We start from the raw sequence: 19,949 nt of genomic DNA, 5'->3' as shown, positions 1-19,949 counted from the left end.
GGATGCAGGGATTTACAAGGCTATGTTGATCAGAGGGGTTCGTTTAGCGAAATACTTCCCCCGAAGTAGCATTGAGATAAAGCCGATTTGCGACGGAACCTCCCCCACAATAAGTGAAGTAAATGGGTTTTCTCCGATGGTTTGAAGACTTCACCCATCCACCCATTTCTTGAAAGTCTTGTTCCGTGCATCGACGTTGCTCAATCAAGGATTGAGCAGCTTTTGTGAACATAGTTCTGTACTGAGCAAAATCATCTGAACCTGCAACTAGCTTTTCGACGCCCGACGCATCCGCAGCAGGATCAGGTGGGCGATCTTGAGACAGGAATTCTGCAGAAACCCATTCAGAGAAAGCACCATCAGTTATACCATTTGAAGAATTGCAAAAAGCATTCCCCGCATCGACATACTTACTCTGCCCATCAACACAGAAGGCATCATAAGGTTCTGTAACTCGAGCCCAACCACTTTTCGTTTCCAGAACCATTGCTGCCTCACGGAAAAAGAACTGACCGACTACTCCGCAATCTACAGAAGGACATGTTCTACGGTTCAACCGCTTTGAGACCACCCAGTATTTTTCATTCTTTTCAGGCCCTATCGATTGCTCTCTCTTGGCTTCTCCTGACTGTGTTTCAGGTTCATCTGGTTTAGGTGCAAACACACCGACAAGCACAAAGCAAAGGATAGAAGAAAACAAGGCGCGCCACCTTCTCTTGAAAGGCTTGAAGGGATAGATGATACCCGCTAGCGAAAATAATAACGCAATAGCTAACAACGATGTGACGATCATATTTCTTCCCCCAGCGCCCAACATAGACCAAAAAGCAATCGGCATCTGAGACGGCCAGCCAGCTTTTGTCTAAGTCATAGTCTAGCGCCATTTCTACCGCCCAGAACCTGCTTACTTAGTTGTATCTCAACGCTCACTCTCGCATCAACGAAATCCACATCAAAGGCCTACCTATGAAGAACTTCATCTCTCAGGGAAATACACTTACGTTCACCAATGACACAGGCGCACCGATTAGCTCCGGCAGCGGCGCCTTACTCGGCACAATCTTTGGCGTTGCCGCCGGCGACATCGCGGAGAACGCAAGCGGTATACTGAACCTTGTGGGCACCTATGAGCTCGCCAAAGCGCCGTCTGAGGCGTGGAGCCTGGGCGCCGCTGTCTATTGGGACAACACAGCCAAACACTGCACCAATGTTGCTACAGATAACACGCTCATCGGCACTGCAACGGAAGCTGTCGGTGGCGGCGCAGCAGACATTCTCGGCAAGGTCCGCCTTAACGGCTCCTTTGGCTGATGGAGTTTTTTGCCTCGGCGATCGATCTGATCTTTGCCGATGACAGCATGGCCCGCACTGCGCTTTATCGCAGGCAAGGTCGAGGCAATGGCCAGCCGGTGCGCATTATCCTACGCTCCCCCGATGCCCTACAGCAGTTCAATGGCGGCAGGTTTCGACAAGATGCCATGTTCATTGATGTACGGGTGATCGAAGTCCCAGAACTCTCCAAGGACGATACCTTCGAACTTTTAGCCGAAGACGGAACCCTCTCGGAACAGATCTATGAGCTGACCGGCGAGCCAGCCCTGGACCGTGAACAACTCATCTGGCAAGGCGAAGCCGCAGACTCATGAAGCTTCTCGTCAAGGTCAAGGGTTCTCCAGAAGACCTGATGGTAAAAGAGCTGGAGCTTGCCGAGAACGCTGTCACCAAAGGCATTCGCACTGCTGGCAAGGGCCTTAAAGACGACTGGCGTTCCCAGATCCAAACCTCGGGCCTTGGCACCAGGCTGGCCCGAACGATCCGCCAGCAGAGCTACCCGACACGAGGAACAAGCCTTAAAGCTGCCAGTCTGGTTTATAGCCGTGCCAGCAAAGTGGTGGATGCCCATGATCGCGGTGTTCTCATCAGATCCAAGGAAGGCTTCTGGCTTGCCATTCCCATAGGCCTTGCCGCCAAGATGCGCGGGCCGCAAAACAAGCGCATTACGCCGGGCGGCTTTGAGCGACGCACCGGTATTCGCCTGCGCTTTGTCTATCGGCGTGGCCAACCTTCCCTGTTGGTGGCAGAGGACGCCCGCTTCACCAAACGCGGACGCATTGGCAAGAAAGGTGGCCGGCGCCGTAAGGACGGTATCCTGACCGGTGCGCAGACCGTTCCGGTGTTTTTGCTGGTGCCGCAAGTCAAACTCAAGAAGCGTCTGGATTTGAACCATGACACCGAACTTTGGGAAAGCCGATTGCCCGGCCTCATTGTTGCTAACTGGAAGGACCGCTGATGAGCTCCAGCACCTCAGAACAAGTGTTGAGGGCTTTGTTTCAGATGCTGCAAAGCAACACGCCTGAGGGTGCTAAACTTCTGCGCAATGAAGCCTATCCTGAACGCATTTCCGAGGCAGGCATCTTGATCCTGCGTGATGGTGATCCCGGAGAACCGCAGGTCACGCTGTCACCGCCCTCATACCTTTATGAACACCGCGCAGAAGTTGATCTGCTGGTGGAAGCACGAAAGGCTGAAGCGCGGGATGCCAACTTTGATGCGCTGAAACAGACAGTAGGTGCTGCCATTGCTTCAGATAGAAGTCTTGGTGGTCTGTGCGATTATTTGGAGGCTGGAGCTCCTGCTCCCATTGATCTGGCTTTGGAAGGCACCGAGGCCGTCAAGGCTGCCAGCATCACCATCAAATTGATCTACGCCTCCGCCGATCCTCTAGCTTAGAAAGGAATACCCATGGCCCGCGCCCAAGGTGCCCGCTCTGTGATAGCTGCGGCCTTTGAAGCAACCTATGGCACAGCCCCTGCAGCAGGTTCTTATTGGATAATACCCTTCGCCAGTTCCAACCTTGGCAGCGAACAACCCTTACTGGAAAGCGAGTTGTTGGGCCAGGGCCGTGATCCCTACCCGCCCGTCAAAGACGCCATCACCACGGAAGGCGATATCAGCGTGCCCATTGATGTGCGCTATCTTGGCATCTGGCTAAAGGCGCTGTTCGGCGAGCCGGAAACAACGGGTTCCGCAGTGCCCTACTCGCATGAGTTTCAAAGTGGTAAGTGGGACCTGCCCAGTCTTGCCATTGAGGTGGGCATGCCCGATGTGCCCTACTTTGCCATGAACACCGGATGCAGGGCCAACTCCATCAACTGGACCATGCAGCGCTCAGGCTTGGTAACGGCCACCCTCAACCTGATTGCTCAGGGTGAGGTTACTGGCACCACTTCGAGCACCGGTGATCTGGAGCAACTGCCTCTCAAGCGGTTTGGCTCGTTTAGCGGCTCCATCCTGCGCAATGATGTGCAGCTCGGCAACATCACTTCTGGCCAGATCACCTATACCAACAATCTGGAGCCCATCGAGACCATCCGCGGAGATGGCATGATTGATGGCGCAGATCCCGCCATGGCCATGCTGTCTGGTACCATTGATGTGCGCTTTGCTGACCAGACGCTTTTGTCTCAAGCCCTTTCTGGAGATCCGTGCAAACTGAGTTTCCGCTATGCGCTGGGCAGTGACACCAGCTTTGAGCTTGTCGCTCATGCAGTCTACTTGCCCAAGCCTAAGCTTGCCATTGAGGGACCTGGCGGAGTTCAAGTGAGCTTTGCCTGGCAAGCGGCCCGTGACGAGACGCTGGGCCGAATGGCAACCGCCACGCTTCAAAATGATGTTGCTTCCTATGATAACCCATCTGTTTAGATCGTTTTCTTATCCGAAAACCGGCCCCACTTTTCGGGAAAACGCGGCAAGGAGACTGCCATGCGCCTTGATCTCAGTTTAGAGCCCAAATGGTATGACCTCATCCCCGAAGCTGGCATTCGGGTGCTGGCCGATCCTGCCGTCACCGACATCATGGATGCCGCCCGTGACGATGACCGATTGACAGCTCTTGCCGGTGATGAAGTACTATCTGAAGTGATCGAGCCCGGCAAAGCCACCAGGCTTGCCCGTGTTCTGTCCCTAGTCGTTGCACAGCAAGTCATTCGTGACTGGGAAGGTGTGGAAGAAGATTCAGGCGTTAAGGCAAAGTTGACACCTGACCACATCGAAGCATTTTTGAGGCATCCACAAGTCGCCGATGCGTGGTTGCTTTATTACATGCAATATTGGCTTCAGGTGGATAAAGGTATACTTGAAGAAAAAAACGTCTCTGCGCCCTTGCTGAGTGGCACTTCAGCGGCGGCGCAGAATATTGCAGCGCGTGCCCCAGTAAATGCAAAGACTGCCCACAAAAACAAAACCAGCCGCAAACCCAAGACGGCAGACGGCTCTGGCAGGTCGTCATGAGACTGGGCGGTCAGGTGCGCACCATCTCCACCATGAACGGCTATGTGGTTCTGGGCTGGGACATGGGAGCTGCCTTAAAGCTTGCTGATAATCTTGATGCCAATCCATATCTGGCAGCTTTGATCCTGCCCGAGATCGAGCAGATCGCATGTGCCAAGATTAACGAGAGGCTGCAGGCAGATGGTTGAACGCAAGGTCTCTGTCAGGCTGGCAGCGATTGGTGGTAAAGCCCTCAAAGATGAACTGGTTGCCATCGGCAAGACTGGCAGCGCGGCTCTTACCCAGATCGGATCGGCCAGCGAGGTTGCTAATGCGGGACTTGATGAGGTCTCCCTGGCTGTTGCCAGAGGCCGGGAACAATTGGAACAGCTCGCCGCTAAAGCCGCCCGTTCAGCCAATGCCCTCAGAGCAACGGCAACAGCCACCACACCGCTGATTGATCAGATCAACCGCATGAGCGGTGTGACACCCGCGATTGGCAAGACCACAGCAGAGTTTCTGGCCCAAGGCCAGGCGCTGGATGATCTGCGGGCCCGGTATAATCCTGTCTTTGGTGTGATCCGCAGATACCGGCAAGCCATCTCAGAGATTAAAGCCGCCCATCTGGAAGGCGCGCTTTCTGCAAATGAGATGACAGCTGCCATTGCCCGTGAGCGCAGCGAGACCTTGCAAAGTATCGCTGCCCTTAAGAACCGGACAACGGCTATCACTCGTATGGCCCGCGCATCGCGAGGCGCAACCTTGCGCCTGCAGCAGATGTTCTTTCAGGTGAATGATATTGGTGTCTCGCTGGCTGGTGGGCAAAACCCGTTTCTGGTGCTGGCCCAGCAAGGCACGCAGATTGCCCAGATCTATGGTTTTGGTAATGGCGGCGTCTCTGGAGCTTTCAAAGATCTAAGATCCCTTCTTGTCGGTGTGGCACGCAGGTTCTGGCCAGTGGCTGTTGCCGTGGGTGTGGTAACAGCTGCCTTTGCTGGCCTGACCTATGAGATCAATCAGACCACTGAGACTTCAGTCACCATGGGCGATACACTGCTTGCCGTCTGGCAGCTCATCCGGGATGGGTTTAATGCGCTGGTCGCTCCTCTCATCAATGCGATTGCTCCGTGGTTTGAAGCGGCCTGGACCCGTGTGGTGGCTGCCACCAAAGCAACAGGTAACTTCATCATCAACGAGATGAAGATCACTTATGAGATCGTCACCACCATCTGGGAGCAATTGCCAGCTGCCTTTGCTGCTCTGATGATCGGAGCCACCAATGCAGTCATCCGCGGCATCAACCTAATGATCCGCAAAACCACCCAGAGCCTCAACACGCTAAGTCGGGCCGCCGACCGGGTGCTTTCTAATATTCCCGGCCTTGATGAGAATTTCCGCGTTGGTGAGCTACCAACCGTCCAGATTGGGCAGATCGCCAATCCTTATGCAGACCAAGTGGCAGCAGCTTCCAGAGCCCTAGATGAGCGCGTTCGCGAGATCTCAAAGCAAGATCCCATGGGTGAGCTGTTTTCTGCCATCAAAACCCGCGCTGTTCAAAATGCCCTCAACCGCATCGCGGAGACGGCAGATAAAACCGGCAAGGCAGTCAAAAAAGCTGCAGAGGATGCTAAGACCGGATGGGAAGCTGCTCTTGCATCAATCGAGGCCTATGTGGCCAGTGCCCGCGATATTGGCGCTGCCTTTGGCGATCGCATTGTCAAAGTATTCTCCGATGGCGAGCAAGCCATTGCCAACTTCGTTCAAACCGGCAAGCTGGAGTTCAAAAGCCTCATCACCTCGCTGATTGCCGATATGGCAAAGCTGGCAGCCCGGCGCTTTATCTTTGGCCCCATTGCCTCGGGTCTTTCCGGCGGCTTGAGCAATCCATCAGGTGGCCTGCAGACCCTATTATCCGGCTTCTTCAAGTCGCTCCTGACGCCGACAACAAGCTTTGCGGGTGGTGGGCATACGGGCTCGGCCCCGCGCACCGGCGGGCTTGATGGCCGCGGCGGGTTCCTCGCGCTGATGCATCCGCAAGAGCGGATCATTGATGAGTTCAGAGGTGGCAGGCAGCAGCAACAACAATCTATGCCGCCCGTTATCGTCAATATCGAAACCCGCGATGCAGAGTCCTTTCGCCAATCCAGAACACAGGTGGCAGCTGACATTCAGCGGGTGGTGGCTCGCGGTCGCCGAGGGCTTTAATGGTCTTTCATGATGTGCGGTTCCCGGAGAAGATCAGCCGCGGAGCCCGCGGTGGACCGCGCCGCCGCACGCAAGTGGTTGAGCTTTACTCTGGAAATGAGGAGCGTAATGCCTCCTGGGCCAACTCCCGGCGTGAATATGATGTGGCCTTTGGCATTCGCAGCAATGATCAGCTACAGGAGGTCATTGCCTTCTTTGAAGCACGCAATGGTCGGCTCTATGCCTTCCGTTTCAAGGATTGGGCAGACTATAAAAGCGCCCTGCCCTCGAAAGCCATTACGCCACTGGATCAGCAGTTGGGCGTTGGCGATGGGACACAGACCAAGTTCCAGTTGCGCAAGCTCTACGGCACAGTGGCGCTTGGGTACTGGCGCACCATCACGAAGCCGGAGGCTGGCAGCATCCGGGTTGCGGTGAACGGGACAGAGCAAACCAGCGGCTGGACAGCTGACCTTGCCACCGGGCTCATCAACTTCAATAGCGCCCCAGCTTCAGGAACTATTATCACCGCCGGCTTTGAGTTCGATGTGCCCTGCCGCTTTGACACCGACAGCATCGACATCACGCTAGACCTGGAGCGCCTTGGGTCCATCACCTCCATTCCACTAATTGAAGTTCGGGACACCTAACAGTCATGAAGAAGCTTGTCGAAGGCCTCGCAACTCTCCTTGCCAGTGGCTCCACCACACTGAGTTGGTGCTGGCGGCTGATCCGCAAAGACGGTGTGGTCTTTGGCTTTACCGATCATGATCTGACACTTCAGTTTGATGGCACCAGCTTTGAACCGGAGACCGGGCTCATCCCATCAGAACTACGCGCCTCATCCGATCTTGCCGTGGATGCACAGGAAGCCGAAGGGGTGCTGTCTTCCGACCATATCTCCGAGACCGATATCTTTGCCGGGCTTTGGGACAATGCCAGTGTGGAAGTCTGGCGCGTCAACTGGCAGAACCCTGAGGAAAGGGTTCTGATGCGACGTGGATCCATCGGCCAGATACGACGCGGCAAAACCGCCTTTGTTGCCGAGGTGCGCAGCATGGCCCATGTGCTGGAGCAAAGCGTGGGTCGCACTTTCCAGAATGCCTGCGATGCAGCCCTTGGTGACAACCGCTGCAAAGTCAATCTGGAAGCGCCTGAACTTAGCGCTACCGGCACCGTCACCAGCCTCATCAGCGATCGTGGCTTTGTCGTCTCTGGCTTAGATGAATTTGCAGCTGACTGGTTTGCTCTTGGCCTGCTTAACTGGCAGAGTGGCGAGAACCAAGATCGGCAGGTAGAAGTCTCCCGCCATGAGATCATCTCTGGCGTTACCATCATCACATTGCTGGAAGCGCCGGTGCGACGGTTTACTATTGGAGATACTTTCCAGATTAAGGCCGGCTGTGACAAGCTCTGGCAAACTTGTCTGGAAAAGTTCAGCAACGGCGATAACTATCGCGGCTTCCCGCACATTCCCGGCAATGACACGCTGATCCGCTATGCCGCCACCAGCCGGGGACACAAGGGCGAGCCGTTGTGAGCAAAGACCAGGCAGAGCGCATCATCTCAGCAGCGTGGCGCTGGGTCGGCACACCCTATCACGATCAGGCAAGTGTTCGCGGGGTGGGCTGCGACTGTCTTGGGCTCATTCGCGGTGTTTGGCGCGAGGTCATCGGCGATGAACCCACCGTGATCCCGCCCTACACACGGGATTGGGGGGAAACTGGAGACATAGAGGTTTTGGCAGAAGGGGCGAGGAAATGGCTGCAGCCGGTGCCTCTTGAGGAGATCAAACCCGGTTGCATTCTGCTGTTTCGGATGAAGGAAACATCTATCGCCAAGCACTGCGGAATAATGAGTGATGCCAGCCACTTCATCCATGGCTGTGAGCGGGTTGGAGTTATTGAGCAACAGCTCACAGAGGCATGGAGGCGCAGGCTAGCGTTTGGGTTTAGATTTTCAATTATGATGCCAAGCGTATCAATATGCGGCCCTGAAATTTTAACTCTAACTTGAGCCCCAAACTTGCAAACTGTGGAACTCTATACACAGCGGTAGAAAGGTAATCACCCAGAACCGCATCTGCTTCCTTGAAAAGATAAGCGATAGTGTGCGTATCCCCCTCTAGGTCTGTATCGATTGGTACCGCACTTCCTAGAAGTTGGGGAAACATCGTACCGTGCTCAAGAGAGAAATCTGCTGTCGTCTCAAAAACGGTCGGCTGAGTACGATCTAGCGACAGAAACTCATCCTTTGTAGCAAAAGTAAGAGTATTAATACCAAGCTGCTTCATGGCAGACAAATTGTTCTTAGTCGCACCAGCGAAACTAATTTGAGCACTAATCCTGCCAGTTCTATCTCGCTTTAAGGCTCCCTCTTCGATCTTAAGGTTAAAATCGCTTCTTAACTGCTCCATTTGCACATCTAAGTCTTGCAGCTGCGGAGCAAGTTTCTTGAAATCTTCCGTTTTATCAATACCATTTTGATAAATATGGAAAGACCATTTATCGATCTCATATTCTCTTGAACGGAGCTCAGCGGATGACCTTAACCCGTCACACAGTTTAAGGTTTAAATCATAAGAAACCTGACAGTTTTTTGCTAAACTCTCTGGCCCTAGGATATTTTCAATCTCATGAAATCTTGCGTCAATTTCAGCCAGAGGTACATCAACGATTGGGTCGCTGTTAGGACCAGACAGTGTTTCATAAACGACAAGTGTATTCCCATCACAGAGCACAAAATAGTTTGCGCCTACTTGGGCATGTGCAGCATAAGAATGTGCTTGTTCGACATCTTCCGCAGAGATATCTACCTTTGCAGCCTTCGCTTCTACAACAAAGCTACCACGCCTTCCTTTTAATCCCGCTCTATAGTCAGGAAATCCTAACGGTAAATCCTTTTTTTTGCTTTTATGACCAATGTGGAAATAAGGGTAGGCAAGTTCTTCCTCGAGCTCGATGTAGGTTTCTCCACCGTCGTCATAGCCTAATTTTCGCATAATGGGATCTATGACCTGATATCGCACCTTTGCTTCGTTATAAGAATGAGCTTGTTGAAGAACTGTTGGTGTCACAATCGTCATTTCACAACTTCTCTCTTGCGGATCGAGCACTTTAATCAACTTAAAAGTGTCATCTCAAGAAAGGCAACACCAGTGTTCGTGGTATCCAGATAATAGCGGCTACCCTCGCTAAAAAACTGACTTCCAAGCAAAATTTCCATACTGATCAGAAAAGAGGCTTTCCATGGCTACACTTGTCCTCGGCGCTGTTGGCACCGCCGTGGGCGGAGCCATTGGCGGCTCGTTTCTTGGCGTGACCGCAGCCACAATCGGTGGTGCAATCGGCGCGGCAGCTGGGTCCTATATTGACAGCTGGCTGATCAGCACAACACTTCCCGACCAAACCATTGAAGGTCAGCGGCTTGATCGCCTGCAGGTGACCACCTCAACAGAGGGCGCCGTCATCCCCCGTGTATTTGGCCGCATGAGGATTGGCGGCAACATCGTCTGGGCCACGGATTTTCGCGAGGAGATCAACCAACAGACCCAAGGTGGCGGTAAAGGCGGCGGACCGAAGGTCACCACAACCACCTACGCCTATTACGCCTCGTTTGCCATCGCACTGTGCGAAGGGGTTCTTACCGGCATTGGTCGCATCTGGGCAGATGGTGAGCTTATGGATCTGCAAGGTGTCACCTGGCGCTGGTATGCAGGCGATGAGGCCCAAGAGCCAGATCCCCTCATCAAGGCCAAGATGAACGCGGCACCGGCCTATCGCGGCACAGCCTATCTGGTCTTTGAAGAGCTGCTATTGGAAAGCTATGGCAACCGCATTCCGCAGATCACGGTGGAAGTGTTTCGCCCACTGTTGGACGGCACACCAGAAGGCCGGTTGCAGTCCGTCACGCTAATCCCGGCATCCGGCGAATATGTCTATGCCACACGGCAGGTGACCAAAACCGAAGGCGGCGCCAAGACAACCGGCATCAACGTAAATGCAGAAGCGACCCAAGCTGATCTCATCGGTGCATTAGATCGCCTGCAAGCCTCGGCCCCGAACATCCAAAGTATCTCACTTGTGGTTGCCTGGTTCGGCGATGATCTCAGATGCGGAACTTGCAAGATCCACCCAGGTGTCGATCAGCCGACCAAGAACGCCAGCACGCCCTGGAACGTGAATGGTGTCAGTCGGTCTGATGCTTTTCTGGTCAGCCGTGATAACAAAGGCGATCCCGTCTTTGGCGGCACGCCTGCTGACTTTTCCGTTGTCGAGGCGGTCAAGGAGATCAAGGCACGCGGCCTGCGAGTGACCTTCTATCCCTTCATCCTGATGGATAATCCACCAGACAACACCCTGCCTGATCCTTACAGCGATGATGCCGGTAAAGTTGGCCAGCCAGCCTATCCCTGGCGTGGCAGGATAACATGCTCTCCTGCCTCTGGCTTTGCTGGCTCGCCAGACAAAGGCGAAATAGCAACTGGACAGGTGTCTGCGCTGTTTGGCTCTGCCACGATTGGTGATTTCGGTGTGAGCGGAACCAGTGTCTCGTGGACGGGGCCACCTGATGACTGGGGCCTGCGCCGCATGATCTTGCACTATGCCCACCTTTGCAAAGCTGCTGGCGGAGTGGATGCGTTTCTCATTGGCTCTGAAATGCGGGCTCTTAATCAAGTCCGAGGACCAGCAAACAGCTTTCCTGCAGTCGATCAATGGAGCAGCCTTTTAGGCGATGTCCGCGCTGTTTTGGGTTCAGATACCAAGCTTTCTTATGCTGCCGATTGGTCCGAGTATTTCGGCTTCAGGCTGGCAGATGACAGCGGAGACCTCTTCTTCCATCTTGATCCGCTCTGGGCTCTTGATGCCTGCGACTTTGTCGGCATTGATAACTACATGCCGCTTTCCGACTGGCGTGATGGCTTTGACCATGTCGATGCACAGATCCACCCGCACATCTACGATCAGGGCTATTTGAAGGGCAACATTACCGGCGGCGAAGGTTTCGATTGGTTTTATGCAAGTGATGTTGATCGCATTGCTCAGGTCAGGACCCCAATCACTGATGGCGCGCATAACAAGCCGTGGGTGTTTCGTTACAAAGACCTGCAGAGCTGGTGGAGCAATCAGCACTATAACCGCCCGAGCGGTGTGGAAGAGACAACGCCAACGGCCTGGGTGCCACAGAGCAAACCCATCTGGTTTACCGAGTTCGGCTGCCCTGCTGTAGACCGCGCCACCAACCAGCCCAATGTGTTCATTGATCCCAAGTCATCGGAATCCAAAGCACCCTACTTTTCTCGTGTCTGGCGCGATGATGCCATCCAGCGGGCTTTTTTGAATGCCACACTGAGCTATTGGCAAGAGCCAGACAACAATCCCACATCAAGCGTCTATAACGGTTCTATGCTGGACCTTGGCAATTGCTCCGCCTGGACATGGGATGCCCGGCCTTACCCCTTCTTCCCAGAGCTTACCAATGTCTGGTCAGATGGTGAGAACTGGCAACTGGGTCACTGGCTGGGTGGCAGGCTCGGAGCCGTTGGTCTTGGTGCGCTGGTCAAACACTTATGCCAGCGAGCTGGGCTGTCTGGAGATCTGATCGACACCTCGGATCTTTATGGTGCCGTTGAAGGCTATGTGATTTCCGCCTTGCAAAGCCCGCGTGCATCAATTTCCGTGCTGGCCCGTCACTTCGGCTTTGATGCGGTCGAAAGCCAAGGCATCCTGCATTTTAAGATGCGAGGACGCGGAGCCGTCAAACGCCTTGAGCTTGATGATCTGGTGGCAGCACCAAAAGACACCGAACCCATCGAGCTTGAACGCGCACAGGAAACCGAACTGCCTCAAGCGCTCAAATGGTCTGTTGCCCGAGCAGATGAAGACTATGACGCCATCCAGGTGGAAGCGCAGCGGGTCACGGTACAGGCAAGCCGGGTCTCATCAGAAAACTTCCCGCTTGCCGTTGCCCCAGAAGAAGCAGAGCGCCAAGTACGCCGCGCCCTTCAAGAAGCCTGGGTTGGACGCGAAGGCGCCAGCTTTGCCCTTCCACCCTCAGAGCTTGCGCTTGATCCCACAGATGTGGTGGTGCTGGATCATGATGGCCGAAGCTATGATTTGCGGCTCTTGAGCGTGAATGATGGCTTGGAGCGCAAGCTGACCAGCGTTTTGCAAGACCGCCAAGTCTACGATATGCCGCCAGGACCATCACGCAAGAGAACGGATGGCGCACTTTCGCAGGCTGTTGTCTTTGGCAAACCACTGTTTGCGTTTCTCGATTTGCCGCAACTCTCAGACAGTACCCCTGCTCATCAGCCGTTGATGGCAGCTCATGCCGATCCCTGGCCCGGTATCCTCAATGTCTATCGCAGTCAGAGCGAGGCTGGCTTTAAGTCCGTTGCGCAGATCACCACACCAGCTCAGTTTGGGGTAACAATGGAGCCTCTTAAGCGAGGTCCGACCTCCAGGTTTGATCTTGGCAATGAACTGGTAGTCTCAGTCTCTTCAGGAACAATCGAGAGCATTACAGACTTAGAACTCTTTGCGGGCAGCAATGCTTTTGCCATTGAGACTGCTCCCAGCACCTGGGAGATCATTCAGGCCAGCAGAGCAGAGCTCATAGTGCCTAGCACCTACAAGCTCTCACGGCTGCTTCGCGGTCAGCGTGGCACCGAGAGCTCTATCCCTGATAGTATCTCGGTAGGCGCAAGGGTCATTCGCCTTGATGATAACCTGATCCCTGCTCCCATAACCTTGAGCGAGATTGGCTTGCCGTTCCGGTGGCGCATCGCGCCTGGTAGAGCGTCACTCTCTGATCCTGCCACGTTAGCACTAGGCTTTACGCCGGAAGCCAATGGCTTGCGTCCGTTCTCTCCGGTTCATGTTGCCCAGCCCAATCGCACAGGACGGCTACCCGGAGATCTCACTCTCTCCTGGATCAGGCGTTCTCGCGTGCCCGAAGCGGACAGCTGGCTTTCACGTGATGTGCCACTTGGCGAAGAGGTCGAGGCCTATGAGGTGGAGATTTCCAAAGACGGCTCAGTGATCCGCACGCTGAGTTCCGCGGCCAGTAATGCTGTTTATACCAGCGCACAGCAGCTAGAGGATTTTGGGGCAGAGCTCTCAGCAGGAGACATGCTCACCCTCCGCCTCTACCAGCTCTCCAACACTTTAGGCCGCGGCACGCCGCTTACCGCCACTTTGTACTTCTGAGGCAACATCCATGTCAGAGACAACATCTCGGCTTGCCCTGCCCTACATCATGGCAGCGCAGGCACAAAAGCATGTCACCCACAATGAAGCCCTTCGCCTGCTCGATGGCCTCATTCAGATGGGGGTCCTCAATGCAACTTCGGCAGCACCGCCAAGCTCCCCCGGTGAGGGCGACGCTTACATCGTGAGTTCTCCCGCCACAGACGTATGGACTGGCTGGGAAAAGGATGTGGCCTTCTATACCGATGGCAGCTGGTTCCGGCTGCCCGCCATCGTCGGAATGCGCATCTGGGACGCGGATGCTGAAACATTGCTGGTCTATATTACCGGTAGCTGGAAATCCCTCTCTGATGCCTTGAGCCTTCTGAAATCAGCGCCGCTGGTTCATGTCGCCAGGGGGACGCTTGGAGCCACCACAGGCCTGGGTGTTCTGGAGGAAACGCTCTCCGACCTATCGGGCTCTTCCGTCGCGACGACAATTGCCATACCTGATCGCTCCATCTGCCTTGGTGTTTCCACCCGAACAGTCTCAGCAATCACAGGCGCCACTTCTTACGACTGTGGCATTGACGGCGAGCTCTCCAAGTTCGGCGGCAGTCTCGGCGTTGCTGCTGGCAGTACCAACAAGGGCATCATTGGCCCACAGGGCTTTTATGCAGACACGCCTATCCGCCTGACAGCGAATGGTAGCGACTTCACCGGAGGCACCGTCAGCGTGGCCATCCATTACCTCAGCATCGGTGTGCCGGACGCTCCATGACCAATTTTAGTGAAATCATCAGTGCACTGGGCGGAGGGCCCGCCGCCGTTGCCATTGCTGGTCTGGGCTATTTTGCCTGGCGGGTTCTCAATTGGTGGCGGGAAGATACCAAAGAATACAACGCTGCCCTTCGTGAAATCCAGAAGGAGGCTACCGAAAGCCTGCAAGCCAGCACAGAGGCCATTCGCACTTTGACCGAGGAGATCAAGCGCCGTGATTAAACGCTTCCTGAAAGTCGCTCCGCAGCCCCGCAAGCGGACATGCAAGACTTGTAGTCGGCAGGCTGTACTTGCTGTGCGCCAAAAGCGCCAGGAGCTCACCCAGGCGCTTCAGGAGCTGGCACAAGCGAGAAAAGCCAAAGACCGAGCCTGACGCCTACCCATCCCAAAGAATTCACCTCTTCAAGCTGCCTTCGGGCGGCTTTTTTTATGTCTGGAGGACTAACCATGACGTACACCACACGAGACATCCAAGCTCGGCTTGCTGCGCTGGGCTATGATCCCGGTCCCATCGATGGTCTTGATGGACCAAAAACAAGAGCAGCAATAGCTGAGGCGTTGAAAGCGCGGAACGTGAAGTGCATCAAGGAGTTGTTTCACGCCTCAGGGCTTCATCGCATCATCTTGCACTGGACAGCTGGCGCGGACGGGCTCATCGAGCTGGAGCGGCGGCACTATCATCTGATCATCGATCGCTTGGGGCGAACACACTCAGGCGCTCTGAAACCAGAGGCCAATGCCAATTGCCTCGATGGCCGCTATGCTGCTCATACCAGAGCGCTCAACACCGGCTCCATTGGCGTAGCGCTGGATGCCATGGCAGGCGCAAAACAAACTCCATTTGATCCCGGCAAGTATCCAATCACACAAGTCCAAGTTCAGGCACTTGCAGAGACCGTTGCAGATCTCTGCGAGACCTATCAGATTCCGCTGACCTTGTATTCCGTCCTCACCCATGCAGAAGTTCAGCCAATGCTGGGCGTCAAACAGCGTAGCAAATGGGATATTACCTGGTTGCCGGGTATGGCAGGTCCAGGAGATCCAATCGAGGTGGGCAACAGGCTTCGCTCCCTCGTCACCGAAGCGAAACTCTGAAAATGATCAGCTTGCTATTCCGTCTGGCACCCTATGCAATTATTGTTGCCGCGATCGCAGCTGCATTCTGGTTCTTCGCCGATCATGTTCGAGATCAAGAGCGTATTGCAGTTGAGCTGAAAAGCACCAGGCTTCGACTCTCTCAGGCTCAAATGGCACTTGCTCGAGCTGAAGAAGTGGCCCGCGTCCACAAGGCATATCTGCAGCAAGCAGAAGCGGAAGCCGAGCTCTGGGAGAAACTCGCCAACGATCTTCAATCCATGGAGAGCCGTGATGCGCCCCTATCTGATTTTCTGGGCACTGCTGCTGAGCGCTTGTACAGCAAGAGAGCCGCCTCTACCTCAGATAACAATGCCGCCACCAATTCCAGCAGATCTCCTGCGTCCCTGCCCCGGCTACCGCGGACCAATCCCGCGCAATGAAGGGCAGCTTATAGATGCGCTGGTAGCTGAGAAGCGAGGAAGGAAGTGCGCGAATGGGAAAATACTATCCATTGGAGCAGTCAACCAATTGCATTATGAATGACGCAGGAGCGTAAAAACTGCAAATACTCAGCGGCCGAGAGGATTCCAACTTTGTGTCCTAACCAACGGTTGCCCAAGCCATCCTGTTTCGCTAGCGCAGAGTGCCGCATAGCAGCCGTTTGTTCGGGAACTAAACCCACAACCAAAGCAATCACTGGTTGAAGTTGCAAACTATGGCAGTTAATAAAAGTTGAGTAACTTTTTCAATTGCTAGCAGCCAGATAATGAGTAGTTATGCAAGACGCGAACATTCTTGAAGCACATAATGAGAACGATGCATTAAATGATTTTGAGTCCGCAATAATTGAAGGCAACACCGAGGCCGCGCGAACTGCTTTGCGGACTTTGCTCTTTAATTTAGCAGAAACTCCATGCTCCGGTTCCGTTGCGGACGCTGTACGATTGCTAGCAAACGAAAACCATCCACCGGCTAGCGCAGCTGCAATAGTCTTGCGGGCTGTCGCCGTGGATGACTTCCTACAGAGCAACCAATCAAACCAGCTTTCCCGGAATGTTGTCACTTTGGTGGAAAAAGGCCTACCCGGTTTATCGAACTTTTTTAAGCTCGGTGATGTAAAGCAAACATACGAGAAATTTGAGATTTTAGTTGGGGTAAAGGCATGGGTCGATGAAAAACTCGGCGCACTTATTGTGTCTTATACATCGCTCGCCTCTCTTATTGAAGGGCGCAAATCGATCTTGAGTTCGCTCGCCCATGGGCGACTGGTTGAGTTTGGAATTATCTACAAAATTCCAGAGGTTAAAGACGCAGTCAGCTCCGTATTCGCTAAGCTAGAGCAAGTTTCAAAGATCGCTGCGACTCTTGCCGCTGATGTTGATTCATGTGAGCGCTCAATCAACGATGCTTTAGACTTGGTGGAGGAAAACCCATCATTCGTTACTCTAGAATACCTCAAACCGTTCTTACTTTGCACTTCAAAACTACTTCATGAATTTATCGACTCACTCCGCGGCAGATTCACCGCGCATGTAGAACAGGGTTGGTCAGGTACGACCCTGCCCAAACGCTATCCGCTGCTAGAGGTTGATCGAGATCTGCGTATTCTAGTACCTTTCAGAAGTGGGGGGCGTGGCGCTGCGACCGACGTACGTGTAAGTGTCGTGAGCGATAGCCAAAAAATATTGTTTCTCAACGATGAGATCGCATTAGGAAATATATCGCCGGGAAAATTCTCAGTTGCGCTTAGTGTGAATGTTCTTGAACCGAGTTCCGAAGTCTCTGCGATGTTAGAGATAGAGTGGGGTGAAGTTGGAACAGCGCAGCGACAAACTGCTGTTTTTGACGTGAACGTTTTAGCACAGACATCAGGTGTCAACTGGGAAGCGTTTACATATGCCGATCCCTATGGAACAGGTCCAGCAGAAGGGACTGAGTTCGTTGGGCGCCGCGAGCAAGTACAAACTCTCATTGCACGCATGTTGAGACGTCCTATGGAGCCATCATACATCACTGGTCAAAAGAGAGTTGGCAAGACCTCACTGGCAACTGCTGCAGCAGCTCAAGCGGAAAGGCTAGATCCCAAGAGTAAGTTTTCTTGGCACTATATTTTGTGGGGTCAAATTGCGCATGAAGATCCGCGGGTTTCGCTTCAGCAACTTGGTGAGCAAATCGAAGATTTTATAGTGAATGAACTCCCCGATAGTATCAATGTAAACAAGGGTAACTATCAGGGTTCGCTCTCTCCCCTGATTAAGCTTTCAGCCACCGCAAAAGCCGTAGATCTTGATCGTCGTTTCATCATTATCATCGATGAATTCGATGAAATGCCCCAAGAGCTATATCTACAGGGAAATCTTGCAGACACTGTTTTTGGCAACATCCGTGCGTTAACTACCACGAGCAACATTTGTCTATTGCTAGTTGGTGGAGAAAACATGCCGTTTGTGATGGATCGTCAGGGACAGAAACTGAACAAATTTTCCCGCGTCAACTTAACTTACTTTGATCGCGCCTCTGAGTGGGACGACTACGTTCGACTTATTCGTCAACCTTCCTACGATTTGCTAAATTGGCATGAAGATGCTGTCACCGAAGTATACAATCTTACTAACGGAAATCCATATTTCAGCAAGATAATCTGTTCTAAGGTATTTTCGCGCGCCTTGAGGGAACGTGACGTAGATGTTACTAGTGAAGAAGTTCGTGAAGCTGTTAGTTCCGAAATTTCGCGCTTAGACGAAAATCTATTTGCCCACCTTTGGCAGGATGGCATATTTACCCCGGTAAATGAACGAGAACCTATTGTGCTAAAACGCAAACGCGTGCTCGCAGCCCTTGCTCGCTGTATAAGAGCAGGCCAGTCAGCTTCCCTCGCCAATATCTATGGACATAAAAGCTCTTCCGAGATGACAGAGGCCGAGTTAACGAGTGTACTTGCCGACTTTGTAAGTCGTGAGGTACTCGTTGAAGTGGACGGTCTCTACAGCGCAGCTTTACCGATCTTTGAGCAATGGCTTGTTGATATTGGTTTGACAAGGCTCGCTTCCGATGCGCTTTCTCAGGATCTTGCGGAACAAGCTTTGCGTGCCGAAGATGAGGCACGTGTACTCTCCAGCGAAATTGTGGCTTTAACAAGTGAATGGCCAACGTATAGAGGCCGACATATTGGCTCAGAAGAAGTACGGGCTTGGCTAGACCAATGCCCCAGCAGTCACGAACAAAGAGCACTGTTTACGATCCTTAAGGCTACACGCTTCCTTTCTGAGGCAGATGTATTAGAGCGAATTAGGAGTGCTCGTCTGACTGTGCTTGGATTAGTAGACGCTGCGGTCCGAAGGAAGAAAACCGAAAGACGTAGTGACATTGTAATATCTTATGTCGATGGCGAAGGTAAAAGCGGCCAAAAATACGCTTCACTTTATGCTGAAGAAAACTTAGTTTCTACAACAGCTATTCTACCGCCTTCAACCTTTAATGAATCCTATCAGCGACATGTAGAAAAGCATGGCGTGCCAAAGGTAATCGTAATAGTTGACGACATGGTTGGAACTGGGAAGTCACTTGCTAAAAACTTAAAAACTTTCCACGACAACAACTTGGCTGTACTGACTAGCGACAATCCGTTAGTTTTGGCGTTCTCTTTGCTAGCGACCCAAGAAGGTCAACAACATATGCTCAGGGAGTTATCCAAACTTAGCTACGATAATTTGGATTTCCGAGCAGGGGAAATCTTAGACGAACACGCATCGGTATTTGCAGATCCCAAAGGAGTCTTCTCAAATGCAGGAGAACGGGACCGCGCAAAAGAACTGGCCACGACTATTGGAGTGTCAATTTACAAAAAAGCACCCCTTGGATATGGCGGTCAGGGTCTTAGTATAGTTTTCCCTACTACGGTGCCCAATAATAGTCTTCCCTTGCTGCATTCTAGAGGAAAAGGTTCAGCTCCACAGTGGTGCCCTCTCTTCGAAAGACTGGTAAACTAAACCCACTTCCTGATGCAATCATCAACAACTACGATGGCATTGGGACTAATCTGTAGTATTTGCAACTGTGTTTTGTTTCTCATGCCAGACTGTTAGGGGAACCTACCACTATTTCGCTCATAAAAACTTCTCATCAAGCGTCTCACGACTGCCTTGAATGTTGACGTGGTGTTGACGCGAACGCAAAAAGCCCTGAACCAGAGGTTCAGGGCTTTTGTTATGTGTTTGATCTTACGATCATAATTTGGTTGCGGGGGTAAGATTTGAACTTACGACCTTCAGGTTATGAGCCTGACGAGCTACCGGGCTGCTCCACCCCGCGGTAAAATGTGTTTGTTCTGTTTTATTTTGTAGAGATTTGTCGGTGTGGATTATTCATGCCCGGCGGCGCCCTACTCTCCCGCGTCTTAAGACGAAGTACCATTGGCGCAGGGGCGTTTCACTTCCGAGTTCGGGATGG

At 53.1% G+C, this 19,949-nt stretch carries 19 protein-coding genes and 1 tRNA gene; 17 read left to right on the top strand and 3 right to left on the bottom strand.

Annotation, left to right across the window (positions count from 1 at the left end; genetic code table 11):
* Positions 1–43 precede the first annotated feature (43 nt).
* Positions 44–793 (bottom strand): SAM domain-containing protein, encoded by a 750-nt coding sequence (locus PsAD13_RS06905; protein ID WP_153040856.1) that lies wholly within the window; start codon positions 791–793, stop codon positions 44–46.
* Between the two features lie 173 nt (positions 794–966).
* On the opposite strand from PsAD13_RS06905, the gene PsAD13_RS06900 reads away from it, so the two are divergent.
* The 11 genes from PsAD13_RS06900 to PsAD13_RS27235 are packed head-to-tail and all read left to right on the top strand — an operon-like array spanning position 967 to position 8,469.
* Positions 967–1,311, top strand: a complete 345-nt coding sequence (locus PsAD13_RS06900; RefSeq protein WP_063317691.1) for a DUF2190 family protein — start codon at positions 967–969, stop codon at positions 1,309–1,311.
* Positions 1,311–1,646, top strand: a complete 336-nt coding sequence (locus PsAD13_RS06895) for a hypothetical protein (RefSeq protein ID WP_063317690.1) — start codon at positions 1,311–1,313, stop codon at positions 1,644–1,646. The genes PsAD13_RS06900 and PsAD13_RS06895 overlap by 1 nt, the downstream gene beginning before the upstream one ends.
* Positions 1,643–2,290 carry a DUF6441 family protein gene (locus PsAD13_RS06890; RefSeq protein WP_063317689.1) on the top strand — a complete coding sequence of 216 codons (648 nt, stop codon included), beginning with the start codon at positions 1,643–1,645 and terminating at the stop codon, positions 2,288–2,290. The genes PsAD13_RS06895 and PsAD13_RS06890 overlap by 4 nt, the downstream gene beginning before the upstream one ends.
* The gene (locus tag PsAD13_RS06885; protein WP_063317688.1) at positions 2,290–2,730 is read left to right on the top strand and encodes a hypothetical protein; all 441 of its coding nucleotides are present in this window, start codon (positions 2,290–2,292) and stop codon (positions 2,728–2,730) included. Before PsAD13_RS06890 ends, PsAD13_RS06885 begins: the two co-directional genes overlap by 1 nt.
* A 12-nt stretch (positions 2,731–2,742) precedes the next feature.
* Positions 2,743–3,702, top strand: coding sequence for a phage tail tube protein (locus PsAD13_RS06880; protein WP_063317687.1), 960 nt, complete (start codon positions 2,743–2,745; stop codon positions 3,700–3,702).
* A 60-nt stretch (positions 3,703–3,762) separates the two neighbouring features.
* Positions 3,763–4,290 (top strand): hypothetical protein, encoded by a 528-nt coding sequence (locus PsAD13_RS06875; RefSeq protein WP_063317686.1) that lies wholly within the window; start codon positions 3,763–3,765, stop codon positions 4,288–4,290.
* On the top strand, positions 4,287–4,478 hold the full coding sequence (locus tag PsAD13_RS06870; protein WP_063297202.1) for a hypothetical protein: 192 nt from the start codon (positions 4,287–4,289) through the stop codon (positions 4,476–4,478). The genes PsAD13_RS06875 and PsAD13_RS06870 overlap by 4 nt, the downstream gene beginning before the upstream one ends.
* Complete coding sequence (locus PsAD13_RS06865) at positions 4,471–6,474, top strand: phage tail tape measure C-terminal domain-containing protein (RefSeq protein ID WP_063317685.1); 2,004 nt, start codon at positions 4,471–4,473, stop codon at positions 6,472–6,474. Before PsAD13_RS06870 ends, PsAD13_RS06865 begins: the two co-directional genes overlap by 8 nt.
* Complete coding sequence (locus PsAD13_RS06860) at positions 6,474–7,103, top strand: DUF2460 domain-containing protein (protein WP_063317684.1); 630 nt, start codon at positions 6,474–6,476, stop codon at positions 7,101–7,103. The genes PsAD13_RS06865 and PsAD13_RS06860 overlap by 1 nt, the downstream gene beginning before the upstream one ends.
* Before the next feature lie 5 nt (positions 7,104–7,108).
* Positions 7,109–7,993: a DUF2163 domain-containing protein gene (locus PsAD13_RS06855; protein ID WP_063317683.1), complete on the top strand. Its 885-nt coding sequence runs from the start codon at positions 7,109–7,111 to the stop codon at positions 7,991–7,993.
* Positions 7,990–8,469: an NlpC/P60 family protein gene (locus PsAD13_RS27235; protein ID WP_084404657.1), complete on the top strand. Its 480-nt coding sequence runs from the start codon at positions 7,990–7,992 to the stop codon at positions 8,467–8,469. The genes PsAD13_RS06855 and PsAD13_RS27235 overlap by 4 nt, the downstream gene beginning before the upstream one ends.
* Here PsAD13_RS27235 and PsAD13_RS06850 read toward each other — a convergent pair.
* Positions 8,417–9,538 carry a type I restriction enzyme HsdR N-terminal domain-containing protein gene (locus tag PsAD13_RS06850; RefSeq protein WP_063317682.1) on the bottom strand — a complete coding sequence of 374 codons (1,122 nt, stop codon included), beginning with the start codon at positions 9,536–9,538 and terminating at the stop codon, positions 8,417–8,419. The genes PsAD13_RS27235 and PsAD13_RS06850 overlap by 53 nt on opposite strands.
* Positions 9,539–9,701: 163 nt before the next feature.
* Here PsAD13_RS06850 and PsAD13_RS06845 point away from each other — a divergent pair, with 163 nt between their 5' ends.
* The 6 genes from PsAD13_RS06845 to PsAD13_RS06820 all read left to right on the top strand — a co-directional run bounded on the left by PsAD13_RS06845 (position 9,702) and on the right by PsAD13_RS06820 (position 19,489).
* A complete protein-coding gene (locus PsAD13_RS06845) occupies positions 9,702–13,664 on the top strand; it encodes a glycoside hydrolase TIM-barrel-like domain-containing protein (RefSeq protein WP_063317681.1) in 3,963 nt (1,320 codons plus the stop codon).
* 10 nt (positions 13,665–13,674) lie between these two features.
* Positions 13,675–14,424, top strand: coding sequence for a DUF2793 domain-containing protein (locus tag PsAD13_RS06840; RefSeq protein ID WP_063317680.1), 750 nt, complete (start codon positions 13,675–13,677; stop codon positions 14,422–14,424).
* Positions 14,421–14,645 (top strand): hypothetical protein, encoded by a 225-nt coding sequence (locus tag PsAD13_RS06835; protein WP_063317679.1) that lies wholly within the window; start codon positions 14,421–14,423, stop codon positions 14,643–14,645. The genes PsAD13_RS06840 and PsAD13_RS06835 overlap by 4 nt, the downstream gene beginning before the upstream one ends.
* Before the next feature lie 225 nt (positions 14,646–14,870).
* Positions 14,871–15,518: an N-acetylmuramoyl-L-alanine amidase gene (locus tag PsAD13_RS06830; protein ID WP_063317678.1), complete on the top strand. Its 648-nt coding sequence runs from the start codon at positions 14,871–14,873 to the stop codon at positions 15,516–15,518.
* Positions 15,519–15,520: 2 nt separating this feature from the next.
* Positions 15,521–15,940: a hypothetical protein gene (locus tag PsAD13_RS06825; protein ID WP_063317677.1), complete on the top strand. Its 420-nt coding sequence runs from the start codon at positions 15,521–15,523 to the stop codon at positions 15,938–15,940.
* A 336-nt stretch (positions 15,941–16,276) separates the two neighbouring features.
* Positions 16,277–19,489, top strand: coding sequence for an ATP-binding protein (locus tag PsAD13_RS06820; protein WP_063317676.1), 3,213 nt, complete (start codon positions 16,277–16,279; stop codon positions 19,487–19,489).
* A 245-nt stretch (positions 19,490–19,734) separates the two neighbouring features.
* Here the strand turns inward: PsAD13_RS06820 and PsAD13_RS06815 are convergent.
* Positions 19,735–19,811 (bottom strand) — tRNA-Met (locus PsAD13_RS06815).
* Positions 19,812–19,949: the final 138 nt, after the last annotated feature.

Origin of the sequence: Pseudovibrio sp. Ad13, assembly GCF_001623225.1 — a bacterium.
Taxonomy (GTDB): Bacteria; Pseudomonadota; Alphaproteobacteria; order Rhizobiales; family Stappiaceae; genus Pseudovibrio.
This window is presented reverse-complemented; position numbering and strand designations above follow the sequence as displayed.

What these genes read in the sequence shown, in the direction of transcription:
- PsAD13_RS06905 (WP_153040856.1), bottom strand. Translation starts at nt 793, where the DNA reads ATGATCGTCACATCGTTGTTAGCTATTGCGTTATTATTTTCGCTAGCG.
- PsAD13_RS06900 (WP_063317691.1), top strand. Translation starts at nt 967, where the DNA reads ATGAAGAACTTCATCTCTCAGGGAAATACACTTACGTTCACCAATGAC.
- PsAD13_RS06895 (WP_063317690.1), top strand. Translation starts at nt 1,311, where the DNA reads ATGGAGTTTTTTGCCTCGGCGATCGATCTGATCTTTGCCGATGACAGC.
- PsAD13_RS06890 (WP_063317689.1), top strand. Translation starts at nt 1,643, where the DNA reads ATGAAGCTTCTCGTCAAGGTCAAGGGTTCTCCAGAAGACCTGATGGTA.
- PsAD13_RS06885 (WP_063317688.1), top strand. Translation starts at nt 2,290, where the DNA reads ATGAGCTCCAGCACCTCAGAACAAGTGTTGAGGGCTTTGTTTCAGATG.
- PsAD13_RS06880 (WP_063317687.1), top strand. Translation starts at nt 2,743, where the DNA reads ATGGCCCGCGCCCAAGGTGCCCGCTCTGTGATAGCTGCGGCCTTTGAA.
- PsAD13_RS06875 (WP_063317686.1), top strand. Translation starts at nt 3,763, where the DNA reads ATGCGCCTTGATCTCAGTTTAGAGCCCAAATGGTATGACCTCATCCCC.
- PsAD13_RS06870 (WP_063297202.1), top strand. Translation starts at nt 4,287, where the DNA reads ATGAGACTGGGCGGTCAGGTGCGCACCATCTCCACCATGAACGGCTAT.
- PsAD13_RS06865 (WP_063317685.1), top strand. Translation starts at nt 4,471, where the DNA reads ATGGTTGAACGCAAGGTCTCTGTCAGGCTGGCAGCGATTGGTGGTAAA.
- PsAD13_RS06860 (WP_063317684.1), top strand. Translation starts at nt 6,474, where the DNA reads ATGGTCTTTCATGATGTGCGGTTCCCGGAGAAGATCAGCCGCGGAGCC.
- PsAD13_RS06855 (WP_063317683.1), top strand. Translation starts at nt 7,109, where the DNA reads ATGAAGAAGCTTGTCGAAGGCCTCGCAACTCTCCTTGCCAGTGGCTCC.
- PsAD13_RS06850 (WP_063317682.1), bottom strand. Translation starts at nt 9,538, where the DNA reads ATGACGATTGTGACACCAACAGTTCTTCAACAAGCTCATTCTTATAAC.
- PsAD13_RS06845 (WP_063317681.1), top strand. Translation starts at nt 9,702, where the DNA reads ATGGCTACACTTGTCCTCGGCGCTGTTGGCACCGCCGTGGGCGGAGCC.
- PsAD13_RS06840 (WP_063317680.1), top strand. Translation starts at nt 13,675, where the DNA reads ATGTCAGAGACAACATCTCGGCTTGCCCTGCCCTACATCATGGCAGCG.
- PsAD13_RS06835 (WP_063317679.1), top strand. Translation starts at nt 14,421, where the DNA reads ATGACCAATTTTAGTGAAATCATCAGTGCACTGGGCGGAGGGCCCGCC.
- PsAD13_RS06830 (WP_063317678.1), top strand. Translation starts at nt 14,871, where the DNA reads ATGACGTACACCACACGAGACATCCAAGCTCGGCTTGCTGCGCTGGGC.
- PsAD13_RS06825 (WP_063317677.1), top strand. Translation starts at nt 15,521, where the DNA reads ATGATCAGCTTGCTATTCCGTCTGGCACCCTATGCAATTATTGTTGCC.
- PsAD13_RS06820 (WP_063317676.1), top strand. Translation starts at nt 16,277, where the DNA reads ATGCAAGACGCGAACATTCTTGAAGCACATAATGAGAACGATGCATTA.